The 11,781-nt window shown below is 68.0% G+C and carries 12 protein-coding genes; 6 read left to right on the top strand and 6 right to left on the bottom strand.

Features of this window, described 5'->3' with window-relative positions:
- Positions 1-27: 27 nt before the first annotated feature.
- Positions 28-960: a DUF1176 domain-containing protein gene (locus KF730_RS14595; protein WP_294098446.1), complete on the top strand. Its 933-nt coding sequence runs from the start codon at positions 28-30 to the stop codon at positions 958-960.
- 143 nt (positions 961-1,103) lie between these two features.
- On the opposite strand, the gene egtD is transcribed toward KF730_RS14595, so the two are convergent.
- The 3 genes from egtD to KF730_RS14580 all read right to left on the bottom strand — a co-directional run bounded on the left by egtD (position 1,104) and on the right by KF730_RS14580 (position 4,057).
- On the bottom strand, positions 1,104-2,081 hold the full coding sequence (gene egtD, locus KF730_RS14590; RefSeq protein WP_294098444.1) for an L-histidine N(alpha)-methyltransferase: 978 nt from the start codon (positions 2,079-2,081) through the stop codon (positions 1,104-1,106).
- A gap of 109 nt (positions 2,082-2,190) precedes the next feature.
- Positions 2,191-3,459, bottom strand: a complete 1,269-nt coding sequence (egtB, locus tag KF730_RS14585) for an ergothioneine biosynthesis protein EgtB (protein WP_294098441.1) — start codon at positions 3,457-3,459, stop codon at positions 2,191-2,193.
- A gap of 52 nt (positions 3,460-3,511) precedes the next feature.
- Positions 3,512-4,057, bottom strand: a complete 546-nt coding sequence (locus KF730_RS14580) for a cob(I)yrinic acid a,c-diamide adenosyltransferase (RefSeq protein ID WP_294098438.1) — start codon at positions 4,055-4,057, stop codon at positions 3,512-3,514.
- Between the two features lie 48 nt (positions 4,058-4,105).
- Here KF730_RS14580 and KF730_RS14575 point away from each other — a divergent pair, with 48 nt between their 5' ends.
- Positions 4,106-4,759, top strand: a complete 654-nt coding sequence (locus tag KF730_RS14575) for a glutathione S-transferase family protein (protein WP_294098437.1) — start codon at positions 4,106-4,108, stop codon at positions 4,757-4,759.
- A 7-nt stretch (positions 4,760-4,766) separates the two neighbouring features.
- Here KF730_RS14575 and KF730_RS14570 read toward each other — a convergent pair whose 3' ends face one another.
- On the bottom strand, positions 4,767-4,988 hold the full coding sequence (locus KF730_RS14570) for an HIG1 domain-containing protein (RefSeq protein ID WP_294098436.1): 222 nt from the start codon (positions 4,986-4,988) through the stop codon (positions 4,767-4,769).
- Positions 4,989-4,997: 9 nt separating this feature from the next.
- Entirely contained in the window at positions 4,998-5,924 is a 927-nt protein-coding gene (gene gluQRS / locus KF730_RS14565) for a tRNA glutamyl-Q(34) synthetase GluQRS (RefSeq protein WP_294098435.1), read from the bottom strand.
- Positions 5,925-6,042: 118 nt separating this feature from the next.
- Between gluQRS and KF730_RS14560 the strand changes: the two genes are divergently transcribed.
- The 4 genes from KF730_RS14560 to KF730_RS14545 all read left to right on the top strand — a co-directional run bounded on the left by KF730_RS14560 (position 6,043) and on the right by KF730_RS14545 (position 10,966).
- Positions 6,043-6,609 (top strand): HNH endonuclease, encoded by a 567-nt coding sequence (locus KF730_RS14560; protein WP_294098434.1) that lies wholly within the window; start codon positions 6,043-6,045, stop codon positions 6,607-6,609.
- Positions 6,610-6,689: 80 nt separating this feature from the next.
- On the top strand, positions 6,690-8,987 hold the full coding sequence (locus KF730_RS14555; protein WP_294098433.1) for a PBP1A family penicillin-binding protein: 2,298 nt from the start codon (positions 6,690-6,692) through the stop codon (positions 8,985-8,987).
- Between the two features lie 31 nt (positions 8,988-9,018).
- Positions 9,019-10,020: a beta-eliminating lyase-related protein gene (locus KF730_RS14550; RefSeq protein ID WP_294098430.1), complete on the top strand. Its 1,002-nt coding sequence runs from the start codon at positions 9,019-9,021 to the stop codon at positions 10,018-10,020.
- 37 nt (positions 10,021-10,057) lie between these two features.
- Positions 10,058-10,966 carry an EamA family transporter gene (locus KF730_RS14545; protein ID WP_294098428.1) on the top strand — a complete coding sequence of 303 codons (909 nt, stop codon included), beginning with the start codon at positions 10,058-10,060 and terminating at the stop codon, positions 10,964-10,966.
- Here KF730_RS14545 and KF730_RS14540 read toward each other — a convergent pair.
- Positions 10,876-11,682 (bottom strand): NAD(P)-dependent oxidoreductase, encoded by an 807-nt coding sequence (locus KF730_RS14540; protein ID WP_294098426.1) that lies wholly within the window; start codon positions 11,680-11,682, stop codon positions 10,876-10,878. The genes KF730_RS14545 and KF730_RS14540 overlap by 91 nt on opposite strands.
- Positions 11,683-11,781 lie beyond the last annotated feature (99 nt).

Genomic DNA, 11,781 nt, shown 5'->3' with positions numbered 1-11,781 from the left:
GCGCGCGCTTGGGCTAGACTGCGCTTCATGCTGAACCTGCTCCTTCTGTTTGCCGCCTTCGCCGACGCTCCCCAGGCCGAGGTGTTCGATGACTGGGCCGCGGCCTGCGACAATGTGAAGCGCTGCGAGGCGACCGCGTTGCAGGCGCCCGAGCAGTTCGGCGACGATCCAAGCCAGGTCCTGATGACTCGCGAGGCCGATGGCACGCTGAGCATCGCGATCGATCCGGCCACGCTGGTCAAGGGGCCGGTGACGCTGCTGGTCGACGGCAAGCAGGTCGCGACCGGCACGATCGGCGAGAATTACCGCGTCAGCGGACCGGCGGCGGACGCGCTCGCCAAATCGATGGCGGCCGGCAAATGGCTCGAGCTTCGGAACGGCGCCCGGGCGATGGCGAAGATTTCGCTCGACGGTTTTTCCGCGGCACTCGATTACATCGTGGCCGAGCAGCGCGGCGGGGCATCGGCGCTTCCGGTGGTGCCGGCGTTGCGGGCCGCCTCGGGAGCCGCCGACAGCCCCAGCAAGGCGGTGCTGGGCGAGATGGCCAAGCTCGGCGACTGCGACCTTTCGGCGGTGGCGAAGGATCTGCCGGTCGAGCGCTATCGGCTCGACGCGACGACGACGCTGGTGCTGATCCCGTGCGGGAGCGGCGCCTATAATTACAACAGCGCCGCGTTCGTGCTGCGCGGCGGCAAGGGCGCGCCGGCCGAATTCGACGTGATGCCCGATTGGATGGACGGCGACGGGCCGGGCGTGCTGACCAATGCTTCGTTCGCGACTATCGACGGCGCGGTGCTGACCAGCTCGCAAAAGGGCCGGGGCCTGGGCGATTGCGGCAGCTCGCAAAGCTGGGTGTGGGACGGCAGCCGCTTCCGGATGATCGAGGCGCGCTCGCTTGGCGAATGCCGTGGCTCGGTCAACTGGCTTACCGTGTTCCGCGCCACACCGCAGTGGCGCTGAGCCGGGAAGCCTAGAGCGAAGCGGGCGCGAATGGTCCCAATGGTCGCACTGACCATGGGCATGTTTCGGGCCGGTATCTCAAAGCGCGGGCGGCACCGCGGGCCGGCTTGGACAAGCAGGCCAAATCCTACATTGCAAGGCGGTCAGGGCGCGCGCCGCAGCGGCTGCGCTTCGCAGAGCATCAGCGCGAACCAGTCCTGCGGATCGGTCCATTCGGCGATCGGGGTCCAGCCGCCGGCGCGGAGCAGCATGCGGGCGCCGTTGGGGCCGTATTTGTGGCTGTTCTCGGTGTGGATCGTTTCGCCCTGGGGAATGTGGAACATGCGGTCACCGATAGCGAAGTTCACCGCGCGCCGGGCTTCCAGATGCATCTCGATGCGGGCGGCATCGGCGTTCCACACGGCGCGGTGGCGAAAGGCGTCGAGAGGGATGTCGCCGCCCAGCTCCCGGTTGATCCGCTCGAGCAGGTTCATGTTGAACGCGGCGGTGGTGCCCTGCGCATCGTCATAGGCGGGAATCAGGATTTCGGGCGGCTTGATCCGATCCATGCCGATCAGCAACCGGGCGCCCTCGCCCAGCCAATCCCGCATCGCGCGGAGCAGATCGACGGCGTGGAAGGCCTGCATGTTGCCGATGGTCGAGCCGGGGAAGAAGCCGAGCTTGGGCAGGTCCGCGACCTCCCGAGGCAGCGGCACCGGACGCAGGAAATCGGCCTCGACCGGATAGACCGGCAGGCCGGGGAAATCGGCGGAAAGCGCGCGTGCCGACTGGCGGAGGAAATCCCCGGAAATGTCGATCGGCACATAGGCGGCGGGCTGGACCGCACGGAGCAGGATCGGCGTCTTGGTCGAGGAGCCCGATCCGAACTCGACGACCGCGGCATCGGGCGCGGCGAGACCGCCAAGCTCGGGACCGATCCTCTCCAGCAACGCGGTTTCGGTGCGGGTCGGATAATATTCGGGGAGATCGGTGATCCGCTCGAACAGCTCCGAGCCGCGGCGATCGTAGAACCAGCGCGCGGGGATCGCGCGCGGCGTCGCGGCGAGGCCGGTCAGGACATCGGCGCGGAAATGGGGATCGGCGAGGGTGGCCTGGCCATCTTCGGGCTCTTGTTTCAGCATGATAAATCTCGTTCGTCATCCCGGCGAACGCCGGGACCCAGGGTTACAGGCGACACCGTTCTTGGCTCTGGGTCCCGGCGTTCGCCGGGATGACGGAGCAGGAGCGGCATCACAAATCCCTCGCCAGCCGGACGCCGGTGAATTGCCAGCGCTGGTGGGGGTAGAAGAAGTTGCGGTAGCTGGCACGGCAATGGCCGCGCGGCGTGGCGCAGGAGCCGCCGCGCAGGATCGACTGCCCGCTCATGAACTTGCCATTATATTCGCCGACCGCACCCTCGGCCGCGCGGAAGCCGGGATAGGGGCGATAGGCGCTGCCGGTCCATTCCCAGACGTCACCGAAAAAGGCCGGGCCTTCCGCCGCCGGGCGCGGCTCGACGGCCCCGGCGGCATCCAGCTGGTTGCCGCCATCGGAATCGTGAGCAGCGGCAGCGGCCTCCCATTCGAATTCGGTGGGCAGGCGCGCGCCGGCCCAGCTGGCATAGGCATCGGCCTCGTAGAAGCTGATATGCGTCACCGGCGCGGCGGGATCGACGCCGCGCCGGCCATCAAGGCCGAAGCGGGTCCAGGCGCCGCGTTCCCGCTTCCAGTAAAGCGGCGCTTCGATGGCATTGGCCTGGACCCAGGACCAGCCATCGGACAGCCAGTGGCGCGGATCGGCGTACCCGCCATCGGCGATGAAGGCGGCCCATTCGCCATTGGTGACGGTGCGGTCGGCAATGGCGTGGGGGGTGAGCAGCACCGGATGGCGGGGGCCTTCGCAATCGAAGGCGAAGGCGATGCCGGAACTTGGGCCGGCATGGCCGATCTCGACCACGCCCGCCTGCCCTTCGATCCAGCCGATCGGACCGGGCATGGCGACGGGAACCTTGGGCGCGCCTTCCCACAGCGCCGGCTCGAGCGGGTTCACCGAGAAATGGTGGAGGATGTCGGTCAGCAGCAATTCCTGATGCTGCTGCTCGTGATGGATTCCGAGCGTGACCAGTTCCGCGACCTGGGGGGCGAGGCCGGGCAGCGCGCCGAGCACGGCGGCATCGACCGCGTGGCGATAGGCGCGGATCTCGTCGAGCGACGGACGCGACAGCATCCCGCGCGAGGGACGGGCATGGCGCGCGCCCTCGGCTTCGTAATAGCTGTTGAACAGAAACGGGAAACGTTCGTCATGGAGCGCATAGCCGGGCACATGATCGCGCAGGATGAAGGTCTCGAAAAACCAGCTGGTGTGGGCGAGATGCCATTTCGCCGGCGAGGCATCGTCCATCGACTGGATCGTGGCATCGGCATCGGACAGCGGCGCGGCGAGAGCCATGCTCAGCGAGCGGGTGCGCGAGAAGCTTTCGGCCAATGCCGATGCGCTGTGGGCCTCACGCTTTGTTCGCATTATGTTCTCCTAACGGCATGCGCCGCGCAGATCAAGCCACACGCGAAACGATTTAGCGCGAAGCCCCCGGGACCCAGAGAACGTCTCCGCCCCCCTGTTGGTTCACCGCACGGGCGGCGACGAACAGGAAATCGGACAGGCGGTTGAGATAGGCGAGCGGCTGGGCGGCGGCTTGCGCCGCGACCGCGGCGCGTTCGGCGCGGCGGGTGATGGCGCGGGCGAGATGGAGCGCGGCGGCCCCGGCCTCTCCGGCAGGGAGAATGAAGCTGGTCAGCGGGGCGAGCGCGGCGTTCATATGATCGATACGCTCCTCCAGCCACGCGACCTGGCTGGGCACGATGCGCAGGCCGCCTTCGATGCTGGCCGGGGTAGCGAGATCGGCGCCGAGATCGAACAGATCGTTCTGGATACGGGCGAGGATGCGATCGAACTCGTCGCCGGCGAAATGCGTGCGGGCGACGCCGATGGCGCTGTTGGCCTCATCGACATCGCCGATCGCGGCCATCAGCGGATCGGACTTGGCGATGCGCGAGCCGTCCACCAGCCCGGTGGTGCCGTCGTCGCCGGTGCGGGTGTAGATCTTGTTGAGCTTGACCATGCGCGGGTTCTACCGTGCGCGGCAGGCATTCGGAAGGAGCCTTGGCATATGACGATCACCATCACCGGATTTGCGAACTCGCCCGACAAGGGCAAGGGGCTGGCGCGCGACATGCGGGTGCGCTGGGCGCTCGAAGAGGCCGGGCTGGACTATCAGGTCCATGGGCTGAGCTTTGCCGAGATGAAGGAGCCGGCGCATCTGGCGCGGCAGCCGTTCGGGCAGATCCCGACCTATACGGAAGGCGATCTGACTCTGTTCGAGACCGGGGCGATCGTGTTGCATATCGCCGAGAACCACCCGGGACTGTTTCCCGAAGACAGCAGTGCGCGGGCGCGGGCGATCGCGTGGATGTTCGCGGCGGCGAGCGACATCGAGCCGCTGATCACCGATCGCGATGTCGCGGTGTTCTTCGAAAAGGACAAAGCGTGGCAGGCCGAGCGGCTGGCGACGGTCTATGACCGGATTCGCCGACGGCTGAAGATGCTGTCGGACCAGCTTGGCGAGAATGACTGGCTCGATGGCGCGTTCAGCGCCGGCGATCTGATGATGGCCGATGTGCTGCGGCGGCTGGTCAGCTCGGGCGTGATCGACGAGTTTCCGGCGCTCGCCGCCTATGTGGCGCGGGCCGAGGCACGGCCGGCGTTCCAGCGCGCCTATGCGGCGCAGAAGGCGGCATTCGAGGCGGGGCAGGCGACCGGTTGAGCGCGGCTCAGCCCGCCGATTTAAGCAGGATGAAGATCACGAGGATCGCCAGGCCCTGCAGCAGGATGCGCTGCATCATCAGCTTGTTCGACTTGAGCGCGCGCTGGCTGGGGCCTTCGCCCTCGAGGTCGGCGGTGGTGGTCCCGGCCATGTTGACGAGGCCGCGGATCAGCACGACCCCGACCGAGATGACCAATGCGAGCAGCACGAAGGCGAGGAAGAGCTTCATGGAAGCTGCTTACGCCTTTGCCGTGGCGATTCCAACCGGGAGCTGACCGTTGCGGAGCCCATCGGCGAGCGCGCGGCCATCGGCGCCGGCGCGGCGCATCGCCTCCAGCGTCGGGGCATTGTGGCGCTTGGCGAGTCGGGTGCCGTCGGGGCCGGTGAGCAGCGGGTGGTGGCGGTATTCGGGGGTGGGGAGATCGAGCAGCGCCTGCAGCAGCCGGTGGATATGGGTGGCTTCGAACAGGTCCACGCCGCGGATGACATGGGTGATGGCTTGCGCGGCATCGTCGATGGTGACGGCGAGGTGGTACGAGGCGGGAGCGTCCTTGCGGGCGAGGACGATGTCGCCTTGGGCGGCCGGGTTGGCGGCGATGGGCGTGCCGTGGTCGTGGAAGACGAGCGAGCCCTCTTTGTCATCCCGGCGAAAGCCGGGACCCAGGGTAACGATGGGCGCTGCTTGTGACTCTGGGCCCCGGCTTTCGCCGGGGTGACGAGCTTGGTGAAGCGCTGCCGCCACATCCAGCCGCCAGCAATGTGGCCTGGACAGGTCCGGAGCCGCCAGCCTGCGGCAGGTGCCGGGATAGACCGCGCCTTCGGGTCCGTGCGGGGCGGTCAGGCTCGCGGCGATATCGGCGCGGGTGCAGAAACAGGGATAGAGCAGGCCCCACGCCTTCAGCCGGTCGAGCGCGTCCTGATAGCGCGGCAGGCGTTCGGACTGGAAGGTGACTTCGCCGTCCCATCCCAGCCCCAGCCATTCGAGATCGGCGAGGATCGACGCGACATGTTCGGGGCGGCTGCGCGTGCCATCGATATCCTCGATGCGCAGCGAGAAACGGCCCCCATGCGCGCGCGCGAAATCATGCGCCTGGATCGCCGACCAGGCATGGCCGAGATGGAGCTTGCCGGTGGGGCTGGGGGCGAATCGGGTGTGGACAGTCATGTGTACAGGCCTGTGGATAACTCGCGCCGCGACTCTTGACCACGAGTCGCGGCGTGTGCTGTCATGACCGCGTCACGCTTCCGGGTCAGAGCCGCGGCGACTGAGCGAAGGGGGACGCATGTATCATCCCGATCTGATCCGCCATCCCGATGGTTACCCTGCGCTCGTCCTCAACGCCGATTATACCCCCTTAAGCTATTATCCGCTCTCGGTATGGCCGTGGCAGACGGCAGTGAAGGCGCTGTTCCTCGACCGGGTCGATGTCGTCAGCTTCCATGACCGCGAGATCCGAAGTCCCAGCGCGACGCTGAAGCTGCCTTCGGTGATCGCGCTCAAGCAATATGTCCGCCCCTCGCAATTTCCCGCATTCACCCGGTTCAACCTGTTCCTGCGCGACAAGTTCGCCTGCCAATATTGCGGCGCTTCGCGCGACCTGACCTTCGATCATGTCTTGCCGCGCGCGCAGGGCGGGCGCACCACCTGGGAAAACATCGCCACCGCCTGTGCGCCGTGCAATTTGAAGAAGGGCGGGCGCACCCCCAAACAGGCCGGGATGCCGCTGCATATCGAGCCGATCCGGCCGACCAGCTGGCAGCTCCAGGAACATGGCCGGCGCTTCCCGCCCAACCACCTCCACGAGACATGGCGCGACTGGCTGTATTGGGATGTCGAGCTCGAGGCTTGAGTTGCGGGCTGTATTATTCTAATAATACACGAATGGCGTCGCGCTTTGCTCTTGGGACCCTGACCGGTAAGACGCTCTGAATGGCGCGCGAACCGAGCCCCAACGAAGTGCGCTTCCCGCTCAGGCGTCAGGCCGACGCCGAGCCCGAACCGGTTGCGCCCGCGCCGAAGCCCGAGGTGAAATCGTGGAGGCCGCGCGCGTCCAGGCCCGAGCCGCTCGAGCTGAGCGGGGGGATGCCGCCGCCTGACGCCGGCAATCCGGCAGGCGAGACGATCTTCGAGCGGGCGCGCCGGACGATATTGCCGCCCGCGCGCCCCCCCGCCCCACCGCCGCCGCCCCCCCCCAATTATGGCGAGGCGGCGCTGGCCGGCGGCTATTCGACCAATCTGCCGGTCGCGTACAAGAAGCGCTCGTGGAAATGGCTGACGCGCGGCATCGCCGCGCTGGTGGTGCTGTTCATCGCCGCGGTGGCATGGCTTGCGCTGACCGCGCCGCTTTCCAAATCGCTGCAGCCGCCGGTGCCGCCGTCGATCACCCTGCTGTCGGCCGAGGGCAAGGAGATCGCCCGACGCGGCGCGGTGATCTCCGATCCGGTCGATGCGGCGAAGCTGCCCAAGCATGTCCGCGACGCCTTCATCGCCATCGAGGACCGGCGCTTCTACAGCCATATGGGCGTCGATCCGCGCGGAATCATGCGGGCGTTCGTCCACAACATCACCAGCGACGACCGCTCGCAGGGCGGCAGCACAATCACCCAGCAGCTGGCCAAGAACGCGTTCCTGAGCTCGGACCGGACCGCGGCGCGCAAGTTCCAGGAAGTGCTGATCGCGTTCTGGCTGGAGGGATGGCTGAGCAAGGACGAGATCCTGTCGCGCTACCTCTCCAACGTCTATTTCGGCGACAACGTCTATGGGTTGAATGCCGCCGCGCAGCATTATTTCAGCTGCGACGCCGAGGAGTTGACGGTCAGCCAGGCGACGATGCTGGCCGGGCTGGTACAGGCGCCGAGCCGGCTGGCGCCGACCGGCAATCTCAAGGGCGCGCGCGATCGCCAGAAGCTGGTGATCGGGGCGATGGTCGCGGCGGGATTGCTGAGCAAGGAAGAGGGCGCGGCGGTGCGCCCGGCGGTGCTCAAGGTCGGCAAGACCCGCGACCTGCCGAACGGCACCTATTTCGCCGATTGGGTGCTGCCCCAGGCGCGCGACCGCGCCGGCGAAGTCGCGACCGAACAGACGGTGCGGACCACGCTGGAGGTGTCGGCACAACAGGCGGCCGAGCGCGCGGTGCGCAATGCGGGGCTCAGCAAGGCGCAGATCGCGATCGTCTCGATGCACCGCGACGGGCGGGTGATCGCGATGGTCGGCGGCAAGAACTACGCCGCCAGCCCGTTCAACCGCGCCACCCAGGCGCGGCGCCAGCCGGGATCGACCTTCAAGCTTTTCGTCTATCTCGCCGCCCTGCGCGCGGGGATGACGCCCGACAGCGTCGTCGACGATTCGCCGGTGCAGATCGGCGACTGGAAGCCCGAGAATAGCGACCGCCGCTATGCCGGACGGATTTCGCTCAGGCAGGCATTCGCCAAGTCGAGCAACGTCGTCGCGGCGCGGCTGACCCATCAGCTCGGCATCGGCGCGGTGACGCAGGCGGCGCGCGATCTCGGCATCTCGACGCCGATCGGCAATGACGCTTCGGTCGGCCTCGGCACCTCGACGGTATCGCTGCTCGAGCTGACCGCGGCCTATGCGGCGGTGGCCAATGGCTCCTACCCGGTGCCGCCGCAGGGGCTGTCCGACGACGAGGCGGCGAGCGACTGGCTGGCGCGGCGGCTGGGCGCGCCGCAGAAATTCTCGAACCGCCAGCTCGATCAACTCCGCGAACTGCTGGCGACGGTGGTCGAAAGCGGCACCGGACGCGGCGCGGCGCTGCCGATCCCGACCTTTGGCAAGACCGGCACGACGCAGGACAATCGCGACGCGCTGTTCATCGGCTATGCCGGCGACATCGTCACCGGCGTGTGGCTCGGCAATGACGATAATTCGCCCAATCCCGGCCTGTCGGGAAGCGGGCTGCCGGCGCGGATCTGGCGCGACTTCATGACCCGCGCGCTCGACCTGCGCATCCCGACGCCCGAGCCGACCACCGAACCCGAGAATTTCACGATCAACCTGGAGGATGTCGTCAACGGCGTCGGCCAGTTCATCGAGGGCGGCGGCATCCGCACCGACGTCATCGGGCCCGACGGCGAGGAGCCGCTCGGCCCCGACGACCCGCGCCTGCCCCCCGAACGCTTCCCGGACCGCCAGCGAGGGCCCGACCGCGACCGCTTCCCCGACCGCGACCGCGCGCCGCAATTCGAGCCGCGAGGCGAGCGGCGTTGACCTGACGCCAAAGCGCTCGCAAGGGCTTGCCATGCGCTTCTTCTCCGACAATGCCGCCGCGGTCTGCCCGCAGGTCCTTGCCGCGCTGAGCGAGGTCAATGTCCTCGACACCGCCTATGACGGCGACCGCTGGTCGCAGCAGCTCGACGGGCGCTTCTCGGACCTGTTCGGCACGCGGGTGAAGGCATTGTGGGTGGCGACGGGGACGGCGGCGAACAGCCTCGCGCTCGCCGCGCTCTGCCCGCCGCATGGCGGCGTGGTCTGCCACAAGGAAGCGCATATCAATGTCGATGAATGCGGCGCCCCCGAATTCTATACCCATGGCGCCAAGCTGCTGGCGGTCGATGGGCCGGGCGCGAAGCTGACGCCCGAGGCGATCCTGCGCGCGGTCGGCGGCATCCGCGACGATGTCCATCAGGTCCAGCCGCACTGCATCTCGATCACCAACGCCACCGAATACGGGCTGGCCTATTCGCCGCGGGAAGTCGCCGCGATCGGCGCACTGGCCCGGGAGCGCGGGCTGGGGCTGCACATGGATGGCGCCCGCTTCGCCAATGCGGTGGCGCATCTCGGCTGCGCGCCCGCCGATGTGACGTGGAAGGCGGGCGTCGATGTGCTGAGCTTCGGCTTCGTCAAGAATGGCGGGATGAGCGCCGAGGCGCTGATCTTCTTCAAGCCCGAACTCGCCGATGCGACGCTGTACCGGCGCAAGCGCGCCGGGCTGCTTTCGTCGAAGGGACGCTATTCGGCGGCGCAGATCCTGGCGATGCTCGACAACGACCTGTGGCTGGCCAATGCCCGCGCCGCCAATGCCGGGGCGCGGATGCTGGCCGAGGCGGCGGGGCATCGGCTGGTCCATCCGGTCGAGGCGAATGAGGTGTTCTTGCGGGTGTCGGCGGAGGAGGCCGCGCGCCTGCGCGCGCTCGGGTTCGATTTCTACGACTGGGGCGTGGGCGAAGCGCGGCTGGTGGTGAGCTGGGATCAGGCCGAGGACGCGATCCGGCCGCTGGCCGATGCGATTGCCGCGTTGTGAGGGGCGTAACTTCAATCCCCCTCCGGCGGAGGGTTTGATGGAACAGCCCCAATCCACCCGCCTCGCGGTGCTGATCCCGTTCGCGGTCGTCACGCTGATCTGGGGCTCGACCTGGCTGGTGATCAAGGATCAGCTGGCGAGCGTGCCGCCGAGCTGGTCGGTCGCGTACCGCTTCGCGATCGGCGGGGTGGCGATGCTGGTCTGGGCGGCGATGCGCAAGGAGCGGCTGTGGCTCGATGCGCGCGGCATGGGCTTCGCCGCGCTGCTTGGCTTCATGCAGTTCGTGCTCAACTTCAACCTCGTCTACCGCGCCGAGCAGCACATCACCTCGGGCGTGGTGGCGGTGGTGTTCGCGCTGCTGCTGGTGCCCAACGCGATCCTCGCGCGCATCTTTCTCGGCCAGAAGATGGGCGGGCAATTGCTGGCCGGATCGGCGGTCGCGGTGGCCGGCGTGGCGCTGCTGTTCGTCCATGAGGCGCGGCTGAGCCCGGCGGGCGCCAGCGAAACACTGATCGGGATCGGCTTGTCGCTGACCGCGGTGCTGTGCGCGTCCCTCGCCAATGTGATGCAGGCGACCGAGACTTCGAAATCCTATCCGATGGCGAACATCATCGGCTGGGCGATGCTGACCGGCGCGCTGGTCAATGCAGGGTTCGCGCTGGCGACGGTCGGTGGCCCGGTGATGGACATGCGGCCGAGCTATCTGGCCGGCCTGCTCTATCTCGGCGTGCTCGGATCGGCGTTCGCGTTCAGCCTCTATTTCCGGCTGATCCAGACGATCGGGCCGGCCAAGGCGGCCTATACCAGCGTATTGATCCCGGTGATCGCGATGCTGCTGTCGACGCTGTTCGAGGGCTATCGCTGGTCGTGGCTGGCAGGCGGCGGCGCGGGGCTGGTGATGGCGGGGCTGGTGATCGCGCTGAGGGCGCGCAGGCCCAACCGGTAGTTCGCATAGCGCGGGCGCCAGCCGAGAATGCGTTTGGCCTTGCCGTTGGCGACGCGGCGATTCTCCGAATAGAAAGCGCGCGCCTGCGGGCCGAGGCTGGCATCTTCCAACGGCACCAGCGGCGGCGGCGCGATGCCGCGCAGGGCGCAGGCATAGGCGATCACCTCGCTTTGCGGAGCCGGCATGTCGTCGGCGAGGTTATACGCACCGGCCGGAGCATCGAAACCATGGATCACGCCCGAGACGATGTCATCGACATGGATGCGGCTGAACACCTGCCCGGGCGCATGGACGCGGACGGCGGAGATCTTGTCGAGCGCCGAACGGCCGGGGCCGTAAATGCCGGGCAGGCGGAAGACGTGGGCGCCGAGCGCGAGCCATGCGGCATCGGCCTCGGCGCGGGCGGAGCGGCGGCCGGTTCCGGTGGGCGCGGACTCATCGACCCAGGCGCCTTGCGTGTCGCCATAGACGCCGGTCGAGGATAGGTAACCGAGCCAGGCATCGGCTTCGGCGAGCCGGGGGGCGTAGGCGGCGAGGACAGGATCGGCCTCCCCGGGCGGAACCGAGGAGAGGATGTGGGTGGCGTGGGCGATCTCGAACGCGGTGCGCGCCGTGTCGGCGAGGGTCTCGCGGGTGACGGTGGCGATACGGGCGCCGGCCAGCCGCGCGATCAGGCGCGAGGCGGTGTAGCCGGGGCCGAAGATCAGGAGGCGCACTAGATCCTCCCCGGCACGGGGAGCGCGCGAGGTCGAACATGCCCCGCATGTTCGAGAATCGCCCGGAGGACGATCCGACCCCGCACGCAGGCGAAGCGT

Origin of the sequence: Sphingomonas sp. (genome assembly GCF_019635515.1) — a bacterium.
Lineage (GTDB): Bacteria > Pseudomonadota > Alphaproteobacteria > Sphingomonadales > Sphingomonadaceae > Sphingomonas.
The sequence above is the reverse complement of the archived record's forward strand: the minus strand, read 5'-3'. Positions and strand labels throughout refer to the sequence as shown.